The 25,994-nt window shown below is 39.1% G+C and carries 17 protein-coding genes; 9 read left to right on the top strand and 8 right to left on the bottom strand.

Annotated features, from left to right (window positions below; translation table 11 throughout):
• The first annotated feature begins 22 nt into the window (after positions 1-22).
• Positions 23-766, top strand: coding sequence for a YciK family oxidoreductase (locus P4S60_RS06600; protein ID WP_337116832.1), 744 nt, complete (start codon positions 23-25; stop codon positions 764-766).
• Positions 767-826: 60 nt separating this feature from the next.
• On the opposite strand, the gene pssA is transcribed toward P4S60_RS06600, so the two are convergent.
• On the bottom strand, positions 827-2,152 hold the full coding sequence (gene pssA / locus P4S60_RS06595; RefSeq protein ID WP_105174023.1) for a CDP-diacylglycerol--serine O-phosphatidyltransferase: 1,326 nt from the start codon (positions 2,150-2,152) through the stop codon (positions 827-829).
• 288 nt (positions 2,153-2,440) lie between these two features.
• Between pssA and trxB the strand changes: the two genes are divergently transcribed.
• The 4 genes from trxB to infA all read left to right on the top strand — a co-directional run bounded on the left by trxB (position 2,441) and on the right by infA (position 5,219).
• Positions 2,441-3,391 carry a thioredoxin-disulfide reductase gene (gene trxB / locus P4S60_RS06590; protein WP_063705728.1) on the top strand — a complete coding sequence of 317 codons (951 nt, stop codon included), beginning with the start codon at positions 2,441-2,443 and terminating at the stop codon, positions 3,389-3,391.
• Positions 3,392-3,496: 105 nt separating this feature from the next.
• Positions 3,497-4,213 (top strand): leucyl/phenylalanyl-tRNA--protein transferase, encoded by a 717-nt coding sequence (gene aat / locus P4S60_RS06585; RefSeq protein ID WP_105174021.1) that lies wholly within the window; start codon positions 3,497-3,499, stop codon positions 4,211-4,213.
• The gene (locus tag P4S60_RS06580; protein ID WP_337115415.1) at positions 4,206-4,910 is read left to right on the top strand and encodes an arginyltransferase; all 705 of its coding nucleotides are present in this window, start codon (positions 4,206-4,208) and stop codon (positions 4,908-4,910) included. The genes aat and P4S60_RS06580 overlap by 8 nt, the downstream gene beginning before the upstream one ends.
• A gap of 90 nt (positions 4,911-5,000) precedes the next feature.
• Entirely contained in the window at positions 5,001-5,219 is a 219-nt protein-coding gene (gene infA, locus P4S60_RS06575; RefSeq protein ID WP_002962494.1) for a translation initiation factor IF-1, read from the top strand.
• Between the two features lie 173 nt (positions 5,220-5,392).
• Here infA and clpA read toward each other — a convergent pair whose 3' ends face one another.
• Together clpA and clpS are read right to left on the bottom strand one after the other, a co-directional pair.
• Positions 5,393-7,657, bottom strand: coding sequence for an ATP-dependent Clp protease ATP-binding subunit ClpA (gene clpA / locus P4S60_RS06570; RefSeq protein ID WP_063705738.1), 2,265 nt, complete (start codon positions 7,655-7,657; stop codon positions 5,393-5,395).
• Between the two features lie 71 nt (positions 7,658-7,728).
• Complete coding sequence (clpS, locus tag P4S60_RS06565) at positions 7,729-8,037, bottom strand: ATP-dependent Clp protease adapter ClpS (protein WP_161804337.1); 309 nt, start codon at positions 8,035-8,037, stop codon at positions 7,729-7,731.
• Positions 8,038-8,246: 209 nt separating this feature from the next.
• Between clpS and cspD the strand changes: the two genes are divergently transcribed.
• Together cspD and P4S60_RS06555 are read left to right on the top strand one after the other, a co-directional pair.
• Positions 8,247-8,462, top strand: coding sequence for a cold shock domain-containing protein CspD (gene cspD, locus P4S60_RS06560; protein WP_036968098.1), 216 nt, complete (start codon positions 8,247-8,249; stop codon positions 8,460-8,462).
• Positions 8,463-8,898: 436 nt separating this feature from the next.
• Positions 8,899-11,121, top strand: coding sequence for an NADP-dependent isocitrate dehydrogenase (locus P4S60_RS06555; protein ID WP_337115414.1), 2,223 nt, complete (start codon positions 8,899-8,901; stop codon positions 11,119-11,121).
• A 196-nt stretch (positions 11,122-11,317) separates the two neighbouring features.
• Here the strand turns inward: P4S60_RS06555 and P4S60_RS06550 are convergent, their stop codons facing one another.
• From P4S60_RS06550 to P4S60_RS06530, 5 genes are all read right to left on the bottom strand, one after another.
• A complete protein-coding gene (locus P4S60_RS06550; RefSeq protein WP_337115413.1) occupies positions 11,318-13,594 on the bottom strand; it encodes an ATP-binding protein in 2,277 nt (758 codons plus the stop codon).
• A gap of 9 nt (positions 13,595-13,603) precedes the next feature.
• Positions 13,604-14,872: an ABC transporter substrate-binding protein gene (locus P4S60_RS06545; protein WP_337115412.1), complete on the bottom strand. Its 1,269-nt coding sequence runs from the start codon at positions 14,870-14,872 to the stop codon at positions 13,604-13,606.
• Positions 14,873-14,993: 121 nt separating this feature from the next.
• Entirely contained in the window at positions 14,994-17,012 is a 2,019-nt protein-coding gene (locus tag P4S60_RS06540) for an ATP-binding protein (protein ID WP_337115411.1), read from the bottom strand.
• 162 nt (positions 17,013-17,174) lie between these two features.
• Entirely contained in the window at positions 17,175-23,309 is a 6,135-nt protein-coding gene (locus tag P4S60_RS06535; protein ID WP_337115410.1) for a M4 family metallopeptidase, read from the bottom strand.
• Positions 23,310-23,311: 2 nt separating this feature from the next.
• Positions 23,312-23,488: a hypothetical protein gene (locus tag P4S60_RS06530; protein WP_337115408.1), complete on the bottom strand. Its 177-nt coding sequence runs from the start codon at positions 23,486-23,488 to the stop codon at positions 23,312-23,314.
• Between the two features lie 199 nt (positions 23,489-23,687).
• Between P4S60_RS06530 and P4S60_RS06525 the strand changes: the two genes are divergently transcribed.
• Positions 23,688-24,986, top strand: a complete 1,299-nt coding sequence (locus tag P4S60_RS06525) for a diguanylate cyclase domain-containing protein (RefSeq protein ID WP_337115407.1) — start codon at positions 23,688-23,690, stop codon at positions 24,984-24,986.
• 90 nt (positions 24,987-25,076) lie between these two features.
• On the top strand, positions 25,077-25,970 hold the full coding sequence (locus P4S60_RS06520; protein WP_062564533.1) for a TIGR01777 family oxidoreductase: 894 nt from the start codon (positions 25,077-25,079) through the stop codon (positions 25,968-25,970).
• The last annotated feature ends 24 nt before the right edge of the window (positions 25,971-25,994 follow it).

The following is a 25,994-nucleotide window of genomic DNA, read 5'->3' as shown; positions in this document are numbered from 1 at the left end:
AAATCTAATCGATGGTACGTTTATGCATACTTATACAGCCGCAGAGAATGCGCTAAAAGACAAAGTAATTTTAATAACAGGTGCTGGTGACGGCATTGGTCGTGTTGCCGCATTAACTTATGCAAAGCATGGTGCCACTGTTATTTTACTAGGAAAAACAACCAATAAACTTGAATGTGTTTATGACGAAATCGTAAACGCGGGCTACCCACAACCGGCCATCGTGCCGATGGATTTAAAAGGTGCCACTAAACAAAACTACCGTGATCTAGCTGCAACCATCGAAATGCAGTTTGGTAAGTTAGATGGATTACTTAATAACGCAGGTATCTTAGGTTCATTAGGTCCGCTTGAGCACTTCTGTGTATCAACATTTGAAAACATCATGAAAGTGAATGTAACCGCACAAGCTATGATCACTAAATTCATGTTTCCACTGCTTCGTAAATCAGATAGTGCATCTGTTATTTTTACTTCATCAGGTGTTGGTCGCAAAGGCCGCGAACACTGGGGTGCATATGCAATCTCAAAATTTGCTGTTGAAGGCATGATGCAAACTTGGGCTTGTGAAGTGGGTAAAACTAATATTCGCGTAAACTGTATTAACCCAGGTGCTACTCGCACATCGATGCGTTCATCAGCATACCCTGGTGAAGATAGAGATAAGTTAGCAACACCTGAAGATTTAATGCCGACTTATTTATACTTGATGAGCAACGACTCTAAAGAAGTGAACGGTCAGTCTTTAGATGCTCAACAGAAGTAAAGAAGATAGCTAACATCTAAATACAAAAAAAGCAGCTTTCGCTGCTTTTTTAATTTCCGATTAAATAAAACGTTTGATAATAAAATCAACTTTCACACGTTTAGCCTGCCCCAACAGCTTTTTAACCGGTGCAGGATAATCATCCATCGTTTCTAAGTCTTGTGGACCAGTTAAACGACGACAATGCTGTAAAATAGCCTGCTTCTCTTGTTCAATTTGCTCAAGAATGTGCTGCTTAGGGTCGTCAATTAAAATACCGTTTTCAATATCTAAGCCCCATGCACGCGGATTTAGATTATGGCCACTTAATAAATGCAAACGTTTATCAGCGCAAATCCCTTTTAAGTGAAAAGAATTACTTTCATGCTTCCAAAGATAAACATTCAAGTTACCATTATTGATATGGCGTTTCTGTGACTTTAAAAATTTATACAAAATCGTTTCGTATAAATAAGGTAATGCACCAATCTTACTAAATGGTTCACTTGGCGGCAGATAAAAATCGTTTGCTGTTTTATCCCCTACCACAATAGTTACCTGCTTACCCTGTTTTAATAAACGACGTAATGAGCGCATTAAAGGCGCTGGAAAGTTAAAGTAAGGGGTATAAAGAACAAGTTCTTGCTCTGTGGTATCAAATAACGATTTGATTAAACGATTCAGTTTATTACTTCGGCGACCTAAACCTAAAAATAAGCGCACACCCAGCTCACCAGCACTCGCTTCAGCAGCACTTTCATAACTTGCCGATTTTAATTCACGCATCAATTGTTTTTGGGCGACTTTAATATCATTAAATTTAATAAGTGGTCGCGTATCAATCCGTGGGACCGCCGCTGAACTTAAAAGATGGGTTTCGATAAAATCGATAACCGAGTTACATAAGCCTGCTTGATGAACTAAAAAATAACGGTCTAAGCGATAACGGTCATCTTGTTGAAGGTATACATTGTTTAAACTTGCGCCGCTGTATAATAATGTATCATCAATCACAAAGCCTTTTAGATGCAGTACCCCGAAAAGCTCTTTCGCTTTAACAGGAACACCATGTACTTTCACATTTGATTGATACTGCTCTTGAAAATCACAATACATGCTGGCATTGCCATCAGATTTTGCTGCGCCAATTAAACCACGTTGAGCACGGTGGAAATCGACCAGCACTTTAACTTCTAACTCAGGGTTAGCAAGCGAGGCTTGATGTAATGCAGTTAAAATTTCACGGCCAGCTTCATCATCTTGTAAATACAAAGCGGTAATATAAATTCTATTTTTTGCTGAACCAATTAGACGCAATAGTTCAGTGCGATACTCTTTTGCATTTGTTAAGACTTGAACGTCTTCTGTAGTCAGCCCAAAAGCGGGCTTTTCCTGCCAAAATACCATAATTGCCTGTTCGTTTAGTTAGCTCATACCGCGAGCTAATATCAAAATTAGCTAAAACATATCAAAAAATTATTGCTTGGTCATGAATTACCGTACTTAGATCACATAACAATTCACGAACAGCTCACTTTATAAGCAAAAAGAAGCATTTAAATTATAATCAGTAAGGATTATTTGACAGCTTAGCGATTTGACTAAAAAAATAATCAGCGCTTTTGTTTACATCCGCCTTGTTTTTCTTAGAATCGGGCGCATAGACATCGTATTGAAACGTTTTTAGGAAAAACCATGAGTGACGCAAAACACTGTAAACTATTAATCTTAGGTTCTGGCCCTGCGGGCTACACAGCGGCGGTATACGCAGCACGTGCCAACCTTAACCCGGTTCTTATTACTGGTATTCAACAAGGTGGTCAATTAACGACAACCACTGAAGTTGAAAACTGGCCAGGCGATGCGCATGGTTTAACTGGCCCTGCGTTAATGGAGCGTATGAAAGAACACGCTGAGCGTTTCGAAACAGAAATTGTTTTTGACCACATTAATAAAGTTGATGTAACAAAACGCCCTTTCACTTTAACAGGTGACTCTGGCACTTATACATGTGATGCATTAATTATCGCAACTGGCGCGTCTGCTAAATACTTAGGTTTAGAATCAGAGACTAACTTCCAAGGTCGTGGTGTTTCTGCTTGTGCAACCTGTGATGGTTTCTTCTACCGCGGTCAAAAAGTAGCCGTTGTAGGTGGTGGTAACACTGCTGTTGAAGAGGCTCTTTATTTATCAAACATTGCAGATGAAGTACATGTTATCCACCGTCGTGATAGCTTCCGCAGTGAAAAAATCTTAGCTGATCGTTTAAACGAAAAAGCGACAAACGGTAATGTTGTTCTACATTACAACCGTACTTTGGATGAAGTGCTTGGTGACGAAATGGGTGTAACAGGCATCCGTATCAAAGCAACTGATTCTGAAGAGACTGAAAACCTAGATCTTGCTGGTGTATTCATTGCAATCGGCCATAAGCCTAATACTGATATGTTTGAAGGCCAGCTTGAAATGAAAGATGGCTATTTAGTTGTTGAGTCTGGCTTAAACGGTAATGCCACACAAACAAGTGTACCTGGTGTGTTTGCTGCAGGTGATGTGTGTGATCACATCTACCGTCAAGCAATTACTTCTGCGGGTACGGGTTGTATGGCTGCACTTGATGCAGAACGTTTCTTAGATAACCTATAGTTAGTTGATCTAAAGCACTAAATACTAGGGGCTGTTGCAAAACAGCCCCTTTTTTATAGCTAAAATTTTGTTAAAATCAAAGCAAATAACAATGATACCGCTGATATGATCAAGCAACTTTACCAACTCTCGCCCGAGAGTGTTGATTTTCCAGACCCAGAACTCGCCCTTGATGAGCCCGATGGCCTGTTGGCAATTGGCGGAGATTTATCAGTAGAACGAATTAAAAATGCCTACCAAACCGGCGTGTTTCCTTGGTTTAGTGATTATGAGCCCATCATGTGGTGGTCACCGAGTATGCGCGGTATTATTGAACTCGATGAATTTCATGTCAGCCGCAGTTTAAAAAAGTATTTAAAGCGTTTTCCTGTGCGTGTCACCATAAATCACGCATTTGCCCACGTTATCAATGCGTGTCGTGAACAACGTATTGATGCTGAAGGGACGTGGATCACAGAGCAAATGATGCACGCCTACATCGAAGCACATCATCAAGGTGTCGCACACAGTCTTGAAATATGGCACGAAGATGAACTTGTTGCAGGCCTGTATGGCATCATGCAAAACGGTATATTTTGTGGTGAGTCAATGTTTCATAATATTAGTAACGGCTCAAAACTGGCGATGTGGGCGTTAGTCAATTGGCTAAAGAAACATCAAGCGTATTTTATTGATTGCCAACTAGAAAACCCATATTTAATCACTTTAGGTGCAAAAGTTATCCCACGCGGAGAATTTTTAACTAGACTTAAGTTAGCGCACAGTTTTGTGCCTAAAAAAGACATGTGGCAACCGCAAGAGTTGATTAATATTTATGACTGAGCACTTACCCGCTAGGCTTGGTTTAAGCCAGCAATTTGATTGCAGTTACTTACCCGATCGTCAGGAACAGCTACTTGTTATACTCGATCCAAGTTGCTATTGCCCTGATAAATTTGAGCAATTATTAGCGCTGGGTTTTAGACGCAGTGGCGACCAAATCTATCGTCCTCATTGCCCTATTTGTAATGCGTGTAATTCAGTGCGCGTATTAGCCCAACAATTTACTCCTTCTAAATCGCAAAAGCGCAAATTAAATAAAGCAAAAAAAGTTTTCACGGTTAGTTATAGTGAATACGAGCGCGCAGAATACTACCCGTTATACTGCAAATATATCACCCAAAGGCATCAAGATGGCTCAATGTTTCCACCCGATCAGAGCCAATACGAAAGTTTTTTGTTTTGCCAGTGGTTGCCTGTCACATTTATTGAGTTACGAGATGAAGATAAGTTAATCGCCGTTGCAGTAACCGATTGTATGCATAACGCTATCTCAGCGATTTACACATTTTTTGACCCCGATTATGAACACTACAGTATTGGTAGCATCATGATAATGGAGCAAATTCAGTTTGCTAAACAACAAGCAAAACAATTTGTCTATTTGGGATATCAAATCGACGAATGCAACAAAATGAAATATAAAACCCAATTTTTGCCTGCACAAAAGCATATTGGCGATGAGTGGTTGGCGATTTAATTTACAAAATTAAGCCCTGTAGCTTTACTTATTGCTGTATTTTCGGCAAAATCTGCAGCGTTTAACTATTAAAGAGGTGTTACGCTAAACATGGCGAAAGAAGACGTAATCGAAATGCAAGGTACGGTCCTTGATACTTTACCAAATACAATGTTCCGAGTTGAGCTAGAAAATGGTCACGTAGTTGTGGCTCATATCTCTGGTAAAATGCGCAAAAACTACATCCGCATCTTAACTGGCGACAAAGTAACCGTAGAAATGACTCCTTACGATTTATCGAAAGGTCGCATCGTATTCCGTGCTCGCTAAGTTAGTGCGTTAACGAGAGATTTAGCTTTTTGCTGCTTTGAATGAGCAGATGTGTTTATTACAAAGAGCTAAAAGCGTTTGTTAAATGGTGTTCAAACTAACTTAGTTTTAATTCCATTTAATAAACAAAAAGCCCAGCAATTGCTGGGCTTTTTGTTTTCCGTAAAAACAGCTTAAGCCGTTTCTAAGCTAGTCTCAAAATCAAAGTGAATTTTCTTATCTTTCACAGATACTTTAACCGAACCGCCATCAGCGAGTTCACCAAACAAGATTGCGTTTGCTAGTGGCTTTTTAAGCTCCTCTTGAATAACACGTGCCATAGGACGTGCACCCATTGCTTTATCATAGCCTTTATCTGCCAACCACTCTCTTGCTTTAGAAGTAAGCTCAAAGTTAACTGATTTCTTATCAAGTTGAGCTTGTAATTCAACAATGAATTTATCAACCACTTGCAAGATAACTTCTTTCTCAAGGTGGTTAAACCAAATGATGTTATCTAAGCGGTTTCTAAACTCTGGTGAAAACACTTTATTGATTTCACTCATCGCATCATGTGAATGGTCTTGCTCTGTAAATCCAATCGACTTACGAACCGTTTCTTGTACACCCGCATTTGTTGTCATCACTAATACCACATTTCTGAAATCAGCTTTCCGGCCATTATTATCAGTCAGTGTACCGTGATCCATTACTTGCAATAGGATGTTATAAATATCTGAATGCGCTTTTTCGATTTCGTCTAGTAGTACAACCGCATGCGGATTCTTAATTACCGCTTCAGTTAGTAAGCCACCTTGTTCAAAACCAACATAACCTGGAGGTGCACCAATTAAACGACTCACCGCATGGCGTTCAACATACTCAGACATATCAAAACGAATAAACTCAACACCCATACACTTAGCAAGTTGCTTAGTCACCTCTGTTTTACCAACCCCTGTTGGGCCCGCAAACAAGAATGAACCCACTGGCTTGTCTTCGTTAGCAAGGCCTGAGCGCGATAAACGAATTGCTGAGGTCAATGCATCTATTGATTGGTCTTGACCAAACACCAGCATTTTCAAGTTACGGTCAAGGTTTTTAAGTGTCTCTTTATCGCTCGATGAAACGCTTTGCTGAGGGATACGCGCCATTTTAGAGACGATCAGCTCTATATCAGCCACACCAATGGTTTTCTTACGTTTCGATGCTGGCTGTAAACGTTGATTCGCCCCAGCCTCATCGATGACATCAATTGCCTTGTCCGGTAAATGACGTTCATTGATATATTTTGCACTAAGTTCAGCAGCAGCCTTTAATGCTTTTTGAGTGTAACGAATACCATGGTGCTCTTCATAACGCTCTTTTAAGCCGTTAAGAATTTTCGTGGTATCAGCCACACTCGGCTCAAGTACATCAATTTTTTGGAAACGACGTACTAATGCACGGTCTTTTTCAAAGATATTCTTAAACTCATTGTAAGTAGTAGAGCCCATGCAACGTAACTTACCGCTTGAAAGTAGCGGTTTAATTAAGTTCGATGCATCCATTACGCCACCGGATGCCGCACCGGCACCAATGATGGTATGAATTTCATCAATAAATAAAATTGAACCTGGTTTAGCTTGCAACTCTTTAAGTAGCGATTTGAAACGTTTTTCAAAATCACCACGGTATTTAGTACCCGCCAATAATGCGCCCATGTCGAGTGAATAAACCACAGCATCGGCAATCACTTCAGGTACTTCTTTGTTTACAATTCGATAAGCAAGGCCTTCTGCAATCGCGGTTTTACCCACCCCTGCTTCACCAACCAAGAGCGGGTTATTTTTCTTACGACGACATAACACTTGTACAGTGCGTTCAACTTCGTTGTCGCGACCAACTAATGGGTCAATATTGCCATCAATGGCCTGTTGATTCAGGTTAGTCGTAAAGTTTTCAAGTTTAGTTGGCTCTTCGCCTTGTACTTCTTGCACTTCTTCATGAATGTCATCGTGGTCCTCACCGCCAATGTCATCATCTGCTTTTGAGATACCATGTGAAATAAAGTTAACAATATCTAAACGATTAACGTCTGATTTTTTAAGTAAATAAACAGCTTGGCTTTCTTGCTCAGAAAAAATAGCAACCAGTACATTTACGCCGGTTACTTCGTTTTTGCCCGATGATTGCACGTGAAATACTGCGCGCTGTAGTACACGCTGAAAGCCTAATGTTGGCTGAGTTTCCCTGTCTTCCTCAAGATCTGGAATAACAGGCGTTGTTTCATCAATAAAATCTGATAATTCGACTTTTAATGCGCTCATATCTACGCCACAGGCGTTTAGCGCTTCTCCAGCAGAAGGGTTATCGAGCAGTGCAAGTAAAAGATGCTCGACAGTCATAAATTCATGACGACGTGTTCTCGCTTCGCGAAACGCCGCATTCAAGGTTAGTTCTAAGTCTTTGTTTAGCATTGGCAACCCCTTACTGAGATAATATTTATATACCGTTGTGACGGGCTAATTGGTTCACCCTACCTTGGTATTTATTCCTGCTCACAACTACATAGCAGTGGATGCTCGTTGTCTCGCGCGTAACGATTAACTTGTTCAGCTTTGGTATGTGCTACATCAGCGCTGTAAACACCGCATATCGCTTTACCGTTATGATGAACTTGAAGCATCACATCTGTTGCTCTATCGCTATCCATATTAAAAAACGTCATTAGTACTTCTATCACAAAGTCCATAGGCGTGTAATCATCATTATTCAAAATGACTTTATATTTTCGCGGTGGTTGCAATTTTTGCTTTTCACTATCGCGAACCGTTTCAATAACACCAGAATCTTTCATGCCACTCATAATTAAATATAGTCTTGTCTTTAGAACTCAAGCAAACTTGAATAAAAAAATAAATAAATTGTTAAAAAATAGTCTAAAACACTTGACTGACTGGCTAAATAAACTACAGTCAAATATAGATTGATTAATCATTAGTCAGTCTAGCAAATTACACGGTTTAGAATAACTAAATTAGTCAACTTATAGAAGGATGTAGAAGTATGGCTTGTGGAAAAGTCAAATGGTTCAACAATGCCAAAGGTTTTGGCTTCATCGTAGAAGACGGCAGCGAGACTGATATATTCGCTCATTACTCAACGATTGTAATGGACGGTTATAAAACACTTAAAGCTGGTCAAGATGTAACATTCGAATTGCAACAAGGTCCAAAAGGGTTACACGCAACGAATATTGCGCCTAACGATGAAATCTCTTAGGTAAAACCTATTCGAGTATCAAGCGAGCGACCTTGTTAAGTTCCTCGCTTACTCTTCCCTCACTAAATATATCCTTATTATTCTCTTGAAATTCCATTTCTTTACCCCAATTGTTTAATTGTTATTAGCCCTTTAGAGCCAAGCTTGTTACACTCTTGTTGCTCAAATTTAGCTTTTTCGTCATTTTTTGACGTACGGCTTTTGGCTAATTTCTTAATTAGCTCAAATGAGCTATAAGAATTTTACAGTCTGTCAGCTGTGGTTATTTTAATACGACGTATTGAGTTGCAACAGCTAACAGACTGCTTGCTGTTGTTTTATCAAGGAGCTTAAACTTGGTAATTCAAAGCTATCTATTGCATTGTTGAATATGGCTAATTAAGGGTTACTGGTAGCAGTCATTACCAAACATTACGCCAACTATCTAGGAATGATGATGACATCAAAAATTATCTATACTAAAACAGATGAAGCGCCAGCTCTTGCGACGTATTCATTGTTACCAATCATCCAAGCGTACACTAACGTCGCGGGTGTTGAAGTTGAAACTCGCGACATTTCATTAGCGGGCCGTGTAATTGCGAACTTCCCTGAGTACCTAACTGAAGATCAACGTATTGATGATGCACTTGCTGAATTAGGTGAAATGGCTAAGACACCTGAAGCTAACATTATCAAATTACCTAACATCAGTGCTTCTATTCCTCAGTTACGTGCGGTAATTAAAGAGTTACAAGAAAAAGGTTACGCATTACCTGATTACCCATCAGAGCCAAAAACTGATGAAGAAAAGAAAGTTAAAGCAACTTACGACAAAATCAAAGGTTCTGCAGTAAACCCTGTACTTCGTGAAGGTAACTCAGACCGCCGTGCTCCTGGTTCAGTTAAAGAATATGCACGTAACAATCCACACTCAATGGGGGCATGGAGCAAAGATTCTCAGTCTTACGTTGCAAGCATGGAAGACGGTGACTTCTTCGGTTCTGAACAATCAGTAACGGTTGCAGAAGCAACTGACGTACGTATCGAGCATGTTGCTGAAAACGGTGATATCACTGTTCTTAAAGCAAGTACGCCATTACTAGCAGGTGAAGTAATTGACGCTTCGCGCATGAGCGCTGCTAAGCTGCAAGCTTTCCTTGCTCAAGAAATTCAAGCAGCGAAAGACAAAGGTGTGTTGTTCTCATTACATATGAAAGCAACCATGATGAAAGTGTCTGATCCAATCATCTTCGGTCACGCTGTAAAAGTATTCTTCAAAGACGTATTCACGAAACACGCTGATCTTTTCAAAGAACTAGATGTTGATGTAAACAACGGCTTTGGTGATGTATTTGCAAAAATTGAAAGCCTAGATGCAGCTAAAAAAGCTGAAATTGAAGCTGATATTCAAGCGGTATATGACAACAACCCTGCTATCGCAATGGTTGATTCTGACCGTGGTATCACCAACCTTCACGTACCAAGCGATGTGATCATTGATGCATCAATGCCTGCTGCAATCCGTTCTAGCGGTCAAATGTGGAATAGCGAAGGTAAATTACAAGACACGAGCTTTGTCATTCCAGATCGTTGTTACTCAGGCGTTTACCAAGCAACTATCGATTTCTGTAAAGAAAACGGTGCATTCGATCCAACAACTATGGGTAGCGTACCTAACGTTGGTCTTATGGCACAAAAAGCTGAAGAGTACGGTTCACACGACAAAACGTTTGAAGTAGCAGCTGCGGGTACTATCCGTGTAGTAGACACCGCTGGCACAACTCTACTTGAGCATGCTGTTGAGCAAGGTGATATCTGGCGTATGTGTCAGGTGAAAGACGCACCAATTCAAGATTGGGTTAAACTTGCTGTTAACCGCGCTCGCGCAACTGGCACGCCAGCAGTTTTCTGGTTAGACGAAAACCGTGCACACGATGCTGAGTTAATCAAAAAAGTAAACGCGTATTTACCACAGCATGATACTGACGGTCTTGAGATCCACATCTTAGCACCAATTGAAGCAACTAAATTCTCTTTAGAGCGCATCAAAGAAGGTAAAGACACAATTTCAGTAACGGGTAACGTTTTACGTGACTACTTAACTGACTTATTCCCAATCCTTGAGCTTGGTACAAGTGCTAAAATGCTTTCTATCGTACCACTTATGAATGGTGGTGGTTTATTCGAAACGGGTGCAGGTGGTTCAGCGCCTAAACACGTTCAACAATTCGAAAAAGAAAACCACTTACGTTGGGATTCATTAGGTGAATTCTTAGCACTAGCGGCTTCTTTAGAGCACCTAGCGGTTAATACTGGTAATAAGAAAGCACAAGTACTTGCTGATACACTTGATAAAGCAACAGGTACTTTCCTAGCTGAAAACAAATCACCTTCACGTAAAGTGAAAGAGATTGATAACCGTGGTTCACACTTCTTCCTTTCATTATTCTGGGCACAAGAACTTGCTGCACAAAATGATGATGCGGAATTAAAAGCACAATTCACACAAATCGCAGCTGATCTTGAGTCTCAAAAAGACCAAATCGTTACTGAATTAAACGATGCACAAGGTCCAGCTATGAGCGTTGGTGGTTATTACCAGCCAAATGATGAGTTAGCATTTAAAGCAATGCGCCCAAGCTCAACATTTAATGACATTCTAGCTAAGCTGGTTTAATTCCTTAAACCTAATTCATTAGCTAACAAAAGGGCTACCTCTACGTGTGTTGAACACGAAAGGGGTAGCTCTTTTTTTGCTTAAGCGATTCATGAATTGAATTTTATTATTCTAAATCAGAAGTTTTTAGCTTAAATAGCGACAGGTTTTATCTCTCAAAACGATTAAGTATCATTGAGAATTGCTAGCATACCTCTCACTTATGGCATTCATTTAAACACCACTTTAGTAAAGCCGTTTTCACGCATTGGTAATCAATCGGCTTAGCAACAAAATCATTCATTCCTGCTGCAAAACATCGCTGTTTATCCGCTTCAAGTACATTGGCTGTTAAGGCAATAATCGGGGTATCTTTATATGCTGGCATTTTTCTTATGCGTATGGTGGCTTGCGGGCCATCAAGTACCGGCATCTGCATATCCATAAAAATAATATCAAAGTTATTTTGCAGGTTTTTTTCCTCACTATGTTCCTTGCAAAGCGCAACGGCCTGCTCACCATCCCCTGCTATTTTTATTGAGCTTATACCAAACTCATTTAACATCGCTTCGATAACAACCTGATTAATATCATTGTCTTCGACGACCAGTACATTTAGTGATGAAAAGTCTAGTTGTTTCTCTTCGGTTTCTTGCTTATTTACGACTTCAAACTCAGATTGCTCAATAACCTGTGTTGTTTTTAATTCAAAATAAAAACGAGACCCCTGCCCAACCTCACTCTCAACTTGCAAAGGAGCGTCCATTAAATTTAGTAATTTACTTGAGATAGCAAGGCCAAGTCCTGTGCCACCGAAGCGCCGTGTAATTGAGGTATCTGCTTGAGAAAACGCTTCAAATAGCTTACCGAGATTTTCTTTTGCGATACCTATTCCTGTATCAATCACGCTAAATTTGATGCTCAGATTATCGCTACCAAGCTCGTTAATTTTTACGTTGAGCGTCACACTGCCTTTTTCAGTGAACTTTATTGCATTCCCTAACAGGTTGATAAGCACTTGTTTTAATCGAGTTTCATCGGCAAGAAAAATACAATGCAGCAATTCATCTGCAACAGAAATATGTAATTTGATATGCTTGCTTTTTGCTTGCTCTGCAAATAGATGCTTTAGCTCATCTAACAATGAATTTAAGTGAATTGGAATTGGTGCAAGCTCAATTTTAGATGCTTCAATTTTACTGATATCTAAAATGTCATTAATAATGACCAATAGTCCAGTCCCTGAAGATTGAATAATATTGAGCATCTTCATTTGTTCATGTGTCAGCTTGGTACGCCCAAGCTGCCTTGCCATTCCTAAAATGCCATTCATTGGAGTGCGAATTTCATGACTCATGTTTGCCAGAAATTCTGACTTAACTTTGGTGGTGTGTTCTGCCGTTTTCTTCGCTTGGGTAAGATCTTGGCTTAACACCCGAAATCTATCTGCTGCAGTTGCAAGCACACCAATTTCATCGTTGCGCTTTAAATCATAAATGGGTGCTGATAAATCACCAGCTAAGAAGTATTGAAAACTTGCAGTTAAACGTGTGATTGCTCGCGATATATGCAGGTGGAAAAAGATGGCAAGCGCGATAATATAAATAACCACGCCAACAGCAAGAAAACGCAGAGTTTGATCTGTTTTTATGACTGTTTCTTGCGCTTCCCTTTTAATCTTTTGTAATTTTGCTAAAGATTGCTCCCTGAGTTTATCGGCAAGGGTACTGAACTCAATGGCATCGCCAGCCATAACAACATTAACCAAACTTAAATAGTTTCGGTTAGCCTGCACGCCTTTCGAAAAAGCCTGCTGATATGTTTTTGCATAGTCACGGTTTTTGCTTAATTCTGTATTGGTTGACGTTTTATTTGATAAGATAGCTAGAGCCTTATTAACCGAAGCTCTTTTAGAATAATCCTTTTTGGCAAGAAACAAGGAAGCATCACGATGTAATTCATGCCATACATTGAGATGCTCGGTGATAACCAGTATTGCTTCAGTGTTAGTCGCCGTTAATTTAAGGCCATTTAATTCATTGATGGCAGCTAAATAGATTTGCGGTAACTCAACGTCAGTAAGTTCTGTTTTGATTTCATAACGCTTGGCAAGCACATCTAAATTTTCACCGTACCGTGAAATCAGTTGTGTCATTGAATTTAAATACACTTGGCTTTCAAGTTCATCACTTTGCAAATCAACACTTTCTAAGCGTGTTTTTATACTTTCAAAGTTCTCTATGATTTTACTAAATACCGTTTTACTACCTGAGAATCCATAAACAGAGATATCCCGCTGCATTTCAACGATATCTTTATTTATTCGAAGAATAGCCACAGCATAATTACTGATACGGCTTATATCGTTAAAGGATGCTTCAATTCTTTGCAATCGCTTGTTCAAGACAAAGTAGCTCGCCCCCATTGCAAGTAATACTAGCGTCAATGCTAATAACACCTTGGCCGCCAAAGACCTAGAAACAATTGTTAGCAAAGTAATTCCTTATGAGTTCAATAACTCATACCATTTATCTAAACTGTAATCATAGTTAGGCATTACCGTATTCCATACCGCTATATTCGAAAAACGCCTGATATAGCTGCCTCCATCACGGACTTGACCCGCTTGCACAGATATTTTGCCGTCTGTTCCGCGTAAATCGATGGATGCTTCTTGCCCTTCATACCAATATTGCCATTCAGCTTTTGACATAAGAGGCTGACTCCGCTCTGGGTTTGAAATGTAATAGCCTTGTCTTGCTATAAACGCGCCTGGATAGCCAGAAAGCCACCAATTCATGTATTCATATGCAGCATCTTTAACATGCCCCTGTGCATTAGCAGATAAGCACATAACCCCATGCCAAGCGCGATAGCCTTCTTTTGGAGAGGCATACACAACGGGTATTCCTTGCCCTTTGCAGGCGCTGACACCGGGCGAAAACATGCTTTGAATCGTGACGCGCTTCATTTTCATAAAGTCGACTGATTGCGGTACCGAAGTCCAAAAGCCAGCGAAGTGACCTTGCCTTTTCTTTTGCAGTAAAATTGCAAATAGCTGGTCAATTTCGCTAATACTCATATTGCCCATATCTTTAAATGTCATCAGCCCCTGCGCTTCGGCAGCCAGTGCAGCATCAAAAATACCGATTGTTGGCGCATTAACAAGGGCGACCTTGCCTTTATTCTTTTCATCGAGTAACCAAGACCAAGACTCAGTTTCGTAAGGAGTACCCTGTTTTATAAATTGTGTGTTGTAGCCAAACGAGTCAACATTGTGTACATAAGGCATAAAACTTATTGCATTGGTTGGTGTAGTCGCAAGCGAACCATCTGCTTGTACGTATAGAAGTTTGTTGGGTGAGTCACCAGCGCCTAATTTAGCATCGGGTACAATTTTTCCCGTTTTAGAAAGTGGATTAATTTCCTGCCAATAAGTAAGCCGATCTGTTTCGATAGGCTGAATTGCACCTGCTTGCCAGAGAATGTTAATTGAATCTGACCATTGCTCATATAAATCGAAACTACTTGGATCTGACGCTGCTTTTTGCAACACCGCGGCACTGCCCATGGGGGTAAATTCAATATTAATACCCAGCTCAAGCATCGCTTTTTGCCTGAGCTCTTCTTGTAGAGTTACGTGGGTCCCCATGACCCTAATTGTAGGCGTGTTCTTCGCGAACACATAAGGAGCCTTGAAAGCAAGTGTTGAAGCCACAGCACCAACGCCTAATGTCTTAAGAAAGTCACGGCGGTTATCAGAGTAGTCCATTTAGCAATCCAACATTTTAAACCCATTAAAAGTATAGGTTAAATTTCGAAATTGCCTAAATTAAGTACTAATTTACCTTGCTATAATTTTTCTATCCTGAGCAGCCATACAACACGAAGGCTTACATTGAAAAATGCTCTTTTGCAGTCGCTATTGCTTGTTCAATGGCCGTGTTTTTAACAGGCTTTGAAACAAATAAATCCATTCCAGCTTGTTTGCAGGCTGCCTTATCATCTGCAGAGGTGTTGGCTGTTAAAGCGATGATATAGGTTTTATCCGTTGGGCAGATTTGCTCGCCTCTTAAAATACGGGTTGCTTCAATACCATCCATTTCAGGCATTACACAATCCATAAAAATTAGATTGTAATTGTTTTGCTTACACTTATTTATCGCATCAATACCATCGCAGGCATAATCGGCCGTTAGACCTAATTTCTCAAGATGCGCTTTCAAAACAAATCGGTTTATTTGATTGTCATCAACAACCAGTATTGATAAAGGCAAGGTTGAAAAGTCGATATCACAGGCAAGTAGCGCATCATGTGATTGTGGCTGCCCGAGCTTTAGAGTTAGTTGAATATCAAAACAACTGCCTTTTTGATATTCGCTACTGACCTGTATTGTGCCACCCATATAATCAATCAGCTCTTTGACAATAGCGAGCCCAAGACCTGTTCCGCCTTGCTTACGCTCTTTTGTAACCTCTTGTGTAAATGGTGAAAATAGCGATTTCATAAAGCTCTCGGTCATCCCTATTCCTGTATCGCTAACCTGTAAATGAAGGCTCACATCACCATCATGATGTTTAGCAGATACCTTAAGCTTTATTTCACCCTGCTCAGTAAACTTTAACGAGTTACTCAGTAAGTTTGAGGCTATTTGAGTGAGTCGAGTATTGTCACAATAAATCCAACATTCATCACTAATATCAATGTCGACGTCAAAATTGAGGTTTTTTTCCTGATATAACGGTAAATATAATGACGCAAGATCAACAAATATTGTTTTTAGTAAAAAGTGACTAGGCTCTAATTTGAGTTCACCATGATTTATCTTAGAAAAGTCGAGCACTTCGTTGATGATGTTTAACAAAATATCAGCACTTCGTAGTGCAACTTTGAGTTTTTCTTCTCGCTTTTGCTCTGACTTTTCATAAAGTAAAGTAGTTAGCATGCCTGTAATACCATTTAACGGCGTGCGCAGCTCATGGCTAATTTTAGCCAGCAAGATACTGCGATCTTCAAGTGTACGTTCAGCATCCGCTTTTTGCTTTTTAAGCTCTTCACGAAGTAACACCTCTTTCGTGACATCTTGAAAAGTACCAATTAAACGAATGCATTGCCCGTTTTCAAATTCAGCTTCGCCATACGTTGAAACCCATACAGGATTCCCTTTCGCTGTAATGAGCTCAATTTCTATATTCCAATCTTTACCCTGCTCGATTGCTTCTTGGACTACGTGTTGTATTGCATCACGACTTTCACCTTCTTTATAAAACTCAATGGCCGTTTCAAGATTGGGGGAATAATCTGCAGGGACTTCGTGGATAGCTTTAGTTTGCTTGCTCCAGTACAATTTACTGGCCAACAAATCGAGTTCCCATGAACCAATTCGAGCGACCTCTTCCACTTGCGCCAGCATGTAGTTTTTTTTCAATAACCGTTCAGATGAAGCATTTCGTGCCAATTCATTCCCTAACCACTGAGCAAATAGCTCAACATAATCATGTGACTCTTCACTAAATGGCTCTGATACATTCGGGGCAGAGAAGTTAACTGTACCAAATACTTTTTTACCAACATAAATAGGTGCACCTATGTATGACTCAAGTTGGAAATTTACATAACAAGGGTGCTGTGCAATATGGCTTTTTGATGCATGATGAAACGACAAAGCCTTGTTCGCTTCAAGAGTATGAGTACAATAGGTTCCCTCAATATCAAACTGCGTTCCAACAGCAATCGCATCATCAGGTGCAACCACATGAATGACCGTATAGAGCTTGTTATCAACACGACTCACAATCGCAAAATCGAGTTCGAAAACATCTAAACCAAATTGCAGTAACTTGACTACTTTACTCGAAAAATCAATTTCTTGATTTGATACTATATCGTGAAATTGGCGCAGAAAGTTCAACCTAGCTCCCTAGTTATACGAATTTTATTTTGCTCTAAAGAAGCATACCAAGAATTTCAAATAACAACAGCAGTAATCATAATTTTAGATTGAATTTGTATTATTAATAATGATTTTAACCTATTAAAAAAGCCCCTTAAAAAGGGGCTTTTATTAGCTATTTTAAAGTCTGTAAACTCGCCTTCTATAAACGAAAGGTAACAGGGCAATTAGAAATACAAAAACGCCACCGCTACTAGACTCAGTTTTATCACCATTGCTACTAGTAGTTACATTTTTGACAGTAACATCTATTGATTGTTCTGTTGTTCCTTCTCCATCCGAAACGACTACTTTGAATCTGATTAACGAATCCACTGAGACAGTTGGAGATTTAAATTTCAACGTTTGAGAAGTAGATTGAAGAATATCAGCTTGAAGCCCTTGCGTTTGCGTCCAATTGTAAGTTAATGACTGTGATTCTTTATCTGTCGCAGAAACAGTAATCACACCTTCTGCATTCTCATTAACTGTATAACTATTAGCAAGTTCAATTGTTGGCAATTGGTTTACATGCATGAATAAAACAGATTGCTCATGAACAAATTCCTCGTAACCATCGTTAATGGTTAAAGAAATTGTTCCCTGCTTCGACTCTAAAAGCTCAGACACTTTCAAGATTGCTATACTTTCATTCTGGTTTTCGATAGTAACTTCGGGTATAGAAATAGCCCAGTGATACGTTAATTCATCTGCGTCACTATCTGATGTGCCTGACGCATCTAGAACGAAAGTATGCAGCTCTTCTATCGTTTCTGGAATAATAAGAGATAATGTTGGTGCGCTATTAAGACTTTCTTGTGCAAGTTTTGCGACAACCTCAACAAAACCATTTTTCACGCCGTCTAAGTCAAATTCACTACCATCTTCAATCCTAATCACTGAACAATTACTGCACTCAGAACTAAACTCGCTGCTTGCAATTATCTCTACCGATTTCCAACCACTTAACGTTAGTACGCGTGCTTGTAGCTCATCGCTCAATAAAGCGTTTTCAAGCATTGGTAAAGCAAGGTCTACTGACTCTGTGCGCTGAGCGAGCTCAACATTAATGTTTATCATGTCACTCTTCAATTGGAAGTGAGGATCTTCAACCCTCATCTGCGTGAAGGCATCAAGCAACATCTCTTCAGATACATTCATATTTTCTATGAAATGCTCACTGTGAGTGCGAATAACGTCACCTGCTCTGATGATATGAAAAACATTGTTCGTATATACATAAGAGTCAGATGCGAGTACCCCCTTCGAGGTGTTTGCTGAACTATCTAAGAAATCAACAATCCCATCACCATCACTGTCGCCTATCCACTCTATAATATCAGGAATATTATCACCATCGGTGTCCGCACTTTCATCATCAAAGATAACATTATTAATTAATGGCACAGTCTCAGTTTTAGTCAGAACCGACTCTCCATTTTGTAAAATGTCATACTGTAAGGTAATGTCTCCTTGCCAAGCATCTTCAATACCAAAATAGCCACTCCAAATTGATGTGTCATACATATACACGTCAACTTCATTGATGACTTGTTCAGCAGATAATAATGTTACTTTTAGCTCTAAACTTTCATAATTTGAAAAGCCATATACTTGTATATAAAGTTCGGCGCTATTCCCTTTGACCAAACTTGCCATTTTCTTACCATTTTGTTTATAAGTGGCGCTGATAGTACGTGGAGCATCTTCATCTAAATGAATTATTTCAGATTTACTAAACTCCCCTGTATAACCGCCGTCGTATACTTCAAGCTCAATTGAATCGATTGACGATTCCACGATACTTGGGAAGACTACTTTCTTGATCCCTTCAATACTGTAGTCACCAACATAATGGCTATAATTTCCAGCACTTAAATTTAACCCCAAGTAATCATATAGCGGTTTACCTCTTACATTAAGCGCAACGACGGTCAGAGCATTTCGATAAGCATAGGTATAAGGCTGAATATCAATACGAGGATTTATATGTAGGTTTATTGTGCCTGAGGCTTTATTACCAGCATTATCGCTTGCCGTAATATCTAAAGAGTAACGCCCTGATTCAAATTCTATATCTAGCCCTGATCCGACAGTTATTTCTTTGATGCCTGATACCCTATCAAAAACAATAAACTGCTCTAGCAAGGTTTCAAACAATTGTTCTTCAGTAAATTCACCGTTCATAGCGACGACATCATTTCGGATGGTTGGAGCAGTCGTATCAGTAACAAAGAATGTTTGCACAGCTCTTGCGCTATTCCCTGCAATATCTTCAGCGACCCAAGTTACTTGATTCTCGCCAAATACTAGCGTTCTAGATAAAGGGTATACCTCAACTGCTGCTCTATTGTTATCTGTAACCTCAGGATAAAAACTTCTAGGAATAGATGTGTTTTCATAGACACCTTCAATTGTCACAGGTGTCAGATCAGAGAAAACAGGCGGTAAATTTTCTCCTAAATTTGGATCATCTGGATGACTATCCTCACTATCAACCACACCATCTGAATCAGTATCTTCAGCTGTTGGGTTTGACCCTATTTCAAATTCGGTTATGTTAGCCAAACCATCTCTGTCTAAATCTTGACTTGCATCGAATGAGTCAAGGACATTTAAGCCAAATTGATACTCCCAGAAATCTGGAATGCCGTCATTGTCGGTATCTAAACGAGTATCAACCTCTGAAATCCACATGACTCTATCAATATAAAATGGTTCATAACGGTAAAAGTCTGCATCAGCTAGATTAATTTTAATGACGTTGAAGCCATCATTGACAGGTATAAGTAAACGAGATTCACTATATTGAACAAGGAGATTTTCGTTGTTCAGTTGAACTTGAAAGTGGTCATTTTTGTTAACTTTATAGTCAACGGTGATAAAACCCTGCTCAAACAAACCAGCAATAGCAAAACCTGCATTTACTTCTGTATAATCTTCGCCATCAAACTTAGGATTGAAAGAAAGGCTATTCACTCCGTTTGTAGACCAACTATCACTTGAAATCCAGTCAACATTATTTGCTGCTAACACCGTAAAGCGGTTTGGTAACCCACCATATTCAAAACTTTCGAAAAGGTTATTTATTGCTGAAGGTGTTGAAGCGTAATCTGATGGTGAGCTTTGTGCATAATACTCTTGTACGTCTGTATAACCATCTTCATCTAAATCAGCACCAGTAACATTTGCATTAATCGGTGAGGTCATAAGTATATTTACTTCATAACCGTCAGGAAGTTCATCTCCATCACTATCAGACTGTCTAGGATCTGTTCCAATACCATACTCTTGCAGAGCTGTTAATGCGTCATTATCGTAGTCAGAAGATGCATCATTAGCATCAGTTAAATTAAGCCCATTTTCAACTTCCCAAAAATCTGGCAGCCCATCACTATCTGTATCAGCATCGCTCGTTTTAGAAATAAACTTAAAATTATCTAGCCAAACAGCATCCTCTCCTGTAGATATTGAACCATCTTTTGAATATGAAAACTCAATAACGTTAACACCTTCAGGGATTTTAACAGTTACCGACCCTTCCTTCGTTCCAGCGATCCACTCAATATCACTATTTGAACCATTAATTCTCAGCGCAAAAGAATCGCAACATTCTTCAGATTCTATTTTATAGTCAAATACAAGGTATGCTTCTACGAAGACACCTGTAGCACTGAATGAGCTCATCTGACTATCTGAGATTTTACCAGAGCGAATGCTATGCGAACCATCGGTAGCAAAACTATTATCAATGTACCAATCTGCGTTGTTCTCTGATGAATGGTTAAACCATTGAGGTAGTTGAGAGTCTTCAAATGAACTAGTTAGATTCAATTGCTCTGGAAATGACTCCGCATCTTGTGGATCTGTTTGTAACTGAAACTCGGTGTAGTTACTAAATCCATCATTGTCACTATCAAGCATTGCATCAGTAGAGTCTGTTAAATTTAGACCATGCTCATATTCCCAGCCGTCTGGAATTTGGTCTCCATCTGTATCAAGGTTATTAGGATCGCCCTGATTTAAATACTCATTGAGGTTACTCAAACCGTCATTATCATTATCCAATGATGCATCGTCTGGATTCGAAGGATCTAGTCCGTGTGCAACTTCCCAAGAGTCGGGTATTGAATCACCATCATTATCAGCAAATTCATTACTGATATAAATGTTATCAATGAAAACTGTATCTAAGCCTGATGATACAGAACCATCTTTAATGTAAGCGAATTTAAGTGTATTTAAGCCTACAGGAATAACCTGCTCGAAAGAGCGCCAATCGGTGATACCAGAATCAATAACAATTAATTGCTCGTTTAGGTAAACATACAAATGATCAAAACCAGCTTCTGTAGAAAGTTTATAAATAAAGCTTAAATACTTAGTCTGGTCTGTTACAAAGCTGTATTCAAAACTAGTTGCTTGACTATCGTCAATGTCATTATTAGCCAAAGAGAAACTATAGTTTTCATCTATTTGTGAAGTTTCCCATGGCGTAGAAGGATCTGTAAAATTAAAACTCTCAGGAACAAGATTGTCATTAAAGTTATATGAGATTGTTGCAGGTATTGTTGGCGTAGAATCAGCATCACTTGGGTCTGAACCTAATAAAAATTCAATTAGGTTAGTGAAGCTATCATTATCTAAGTCACTTTGTGCATCTGAACTATCAAGTGGATCTAAGGCGAAATTGACTTCCCAACCATCCGTCATTTTATCGTTATCAGAATCAGGGTTAGTTAGGCTCGTTTGATACACATGATGTTCTTGGTAATCAGTTAGACCATCGTCATCTGAATCAGAATCATTTGGCAAAGAATTTAAACTGTATTCTTCTAGGTTGGTCAATCCATCTTCATCTAGATCACCTGAGGCATCTGTAGGGTCTGATGAATCGAGTGAATATAACAACTCCCAATTGTCATCCATTCCATCGTTATCATTATCAATGAATTGAATATTATTACATACAACACCTACCGTATTGAATGCATCAACAACATCATTTGCCGCATAACCTAAATCAATGGCACTGTTTATTGCACCACATGCACCATCGATAAAGTCCGTTGAATTTACCCAATAATTTTGGTTTGCGTAGAGCATAATTTGAAAAGCTTTACGTGGATCCCACTCTGGCTTATTTGCTAGTAAATAAAATGCTCTGTTGAATACACCACTACTGTAATGAACATCAATTCCAGAATAAAACTGTGATGCGTGGTCTATTGAAATACCATCATTTGACGGCGTTTCAAAATAACGCAATGCAGTTCTATTTTTTGTGATGTCGGCACCAGACAACCAATCTGTAGTGCCTCTGACAAAGTATTCAGCAGTTTCACCAGCCATGTCTGAGAAAGATTCATTGATCCCTCCCGATTGGTCATAATAAAATAAATTGGAATTTTGCTCAGTAACACCATGACTTACTTCATGAGATACGATATCTAAAGAAACTAGCGGGTAAAAACTATCAGCACCATCACCAAAGCTCATCGCAGAGCCATTCCAAGTCGCGTTTTCCCAACCATCACCTTGGTGAACACGCAACAATAACTTAAAAGTCAGTGGTGCCGTGTTATACCATTGCTCATACATATCAAACACTGAGGTACCAAATGCATGGGCATCGTTTAAAGGCGAATAGGCACCATTAACCTCTTTGTGAGTATTTCGAGCACATGGGAATGAAAACGCAGCTGAAGGCTCGCTCCCTGACTCCATCGAAACAGTTTTTACTTTATCATTTTCTAAAAAACATGTTTCTCCTACTTGGGAAACAGCAAATGCGGGATAATCATCGCCATATTCATAACGGCCAACTTTCTCATTACCACCAGGTCCCATCGCCTGTGTGTGCTTGATATTATTCCACGCTTTAAACACTTCATAAGTCTTTTCACTGATAATAGCTGAAGGCCTTGATTCATGTTTTGCATTTAAAATTTCAAGTTCAATTAAATATGCGTAATGAGCTTGATCGTTTTTAACATAAATGTAGCGCTCTGATTTTACGAGCTTATAAGAAGAATCTAGTGACAGTTTAGAGGCTTTAAGTACTGCTAAAACAGCAGTCTCTAATTCAAATTGATTATTCGCTCTTAATTGCAATTGTGTTTCATTGATATCAGTCGCAAAAAAGCCACTCATATGCTGTGACTGCGCTTGAACACGAATTTGTTGGCCCCAAATTGGAATGCCAGAATAATATTGCTGTAGAATTTTGTTTGATGAATTTTTTCTTACCGCACTCGTCGAGTTAAGGTGAGGCAAAGTTACCTCTTCAAAATAAGAACCTTTTTTTGATTATTTTGAAGATTCTGATTTATTAACAGCAGGTTTTGAAGTTGTGGTTGGTTGAGGGGACTTACCCTTTCGACTGTTGCAGCTTGAAGAGAGTATGCGTTAAACATACTAAAAACTGCAGCACCTGCAATTAATCCCTTATGCATAATAGTTCCTTAAATACATTATTTACTTATTATCGGGACTAAATTACCAAAAATAAACACAATCTGCACCAATTTGTTAAGCTCACATTAATAATTTAACCAAAATTTCGACTACATATCTTAAAACTCACACTGGAAAAATACTCAATACCCATCAATACTTTATTATTAATAACTGAAACAATCCCCTACTCATTCAATGTCGCTAAGAGCTAAATTTATCCTTCTGCTATCCACAATTTTTTGTGTGGTGGTAGCCAATACTTTCATTATCTATGCATTAGATAAACAAGGTCAGGCTAAGCTTGAAGCAGTGATCCATACTCATAATGTGCTCGATGAATCAGAAAAGTTCTACAATCAAATAACGAACGCCGAAACTGGACAACGGGGTTATTTATTAACGCAAGACCTCAACTATTTAGAACCCTATTACGCGGCTCTTGAACAAGTAAAACAACATTTTTTGGCCGTTAATAAACTAACGCTGAACAACTCCGAACAACAAAATACGCTTGCTTTAATTGATGAACTAGTTAACAAAAAATTAGCTGAATTGGCATTAACTGTGACACTCGTAATGCAAGGCACACCTTATGCCCTTGAAGAAGCTAAAGCGATTGTGTTAACTGATGAGGGAAAACAGTATATGGACCAAATCCGTTGGCATATTCTACAGTTTCAAAATACTGAGCAGGCCAAGCTAGAACAGCAAAATGCTGAGTACCAAAGAAATAGGTTATTTATTACCCGGTTCGTCACTTTGCAAATCCCATTAATTGTTATTTTATTAGTATTTTGTGCTTTTTATATCAATTCTAAACTTTTCAAGCCAATGAAAATATTAATAAAAAATACCAAACAGCTTGAAAAAGGCATGCCTGCAAAAATGATGACGATTAATTCTCATGATGAAATAGGTTACCTTTTCAAACGCTTCATACGTATGAGTAACATAATTAATAAGCGAACAAGTAAATTAAACTTTCAAGTAAGTCACGATCATTTGACTGGTGTTTTAAATCGAACGGAACTAGAGCCTGCATTAAAACACGCTACTAATCTTTGTTCTGAAGATAATAAACTGGCTGTAATCTTTATTGATATTAATAAATTCAAGCAACTCAACGATAACTACGGTCATTTAATCGGTGATCAAGTTCTTATTGAAACCGCAAAACGAATTACGTCATCAGTTAGAGCTGATGATGATGTCTACCGTTATGGAGGGGATGAATTCGTTATTGTTGCCCACAACATTGCAAAAAGTTGCTACATAAATGCCATGCTCAACCATCTAATTGAACGATTTGATAGCCCTTTTATATTCGAAAAACACACAGTTACGGTGTCACTTAGTATTGGTGTAGCCCTAGCACCTGATCACAGTCAAGATCCACAAAAACTGCTCAAGCTTGCTGATCAAGCAATGTACCAAACTAAACAAGCGTCAAAAAATGGTTATCATCTTTACCAGAATAGCACTCAAGAAGACTAATCTAAATTACTGCTTTATCCGTATATATTTGCAAAAACCCTCATCACTATGTATAAAATTTACACAGCACTTTTAACTTAAGGCAACACTATGCATATTTTATTGACAGGCGGAACGGGCCTTATTGGTAGGCATTTGTGTCCTTTTTTATTAAACCATCACAAGGTGACTGTACTTACACGAAACCCAATTCAAGCTGCTGTCATTCTGACTCATCAAGTACACACAGTTAAGTCACTCGATGAAGTCAATTTTGAAGAGGTTGACGCTGTCATTAATTTAGCAGGTGAACCAATAGTCAATAAACGCTGGAGCGAGTCGCAAAAGCGCACCTTACTGAATAGCCGGATTAATCTTACTTTACAGATATCTAAAGCCATTAGCCGCTGTGAATCGCCGCCTCATACCTTTATTTCTGGCAGTGCGATTGGCTTTTATGGCCGCCAAGAAAACCAGCCAATTGATGAAAGCTTTAATGATATTTATCCTGAATTTAGCCATGTTCTTTGCCGTGATTGGGAGCATGCAGCGACGAAAGCACAATCTGACCAAACTCGAGTATGCTTACTTCGTACAGGTATCGTATTAGCTAAGCAAGGTGGTGCTTTAGGTAAAATGCTGCCTGCTTTTAAATTTGGCTTGGGTGGACCAGTAGGCCATGGTCAACAAGGAATGTCTTGGATCCATATTGACGACATGATACAACTCATCCTTTTTGTGCTTTCACATCAAGAGATACACGGGCCTGTCAATGCCACTGCGCCAAACCCTGTCGATAATAATGAATTTAGCCAAACACTCGCAAGTGTTATCTCACGCCCAGCTATGCTACGCATGCCCAGCTGGGTATTAAAGTTGATGATGGGAGAGATGTCTGATCTTCTGCTTCATGGTCAATTTGTGCTTCCGAATAAACTACTTAGTCACAATTATCGGTTTCACTATCCAACATTAAAACCAGCATTAGAGAGTTTAAAATTATAGTTACAATGTACGGGTTGCTAATAT

Origin of the sequence: Pseudoalteromonas sp. Hal040 (genome assembly GCF_037162425.1) — a bacterium.
GTDB lineage: Bacteria > Pseudomonadota > Gammaproteobacteria > Enterobacterales > Alteromonadaceae > Pseudoalteromonas > Pseudoalteromonas gelatinilytica.
Note: the sequence above shows the minus strand (reverse complement) of the source record. Positions and strands in the feature narration are given on the sequence as shown.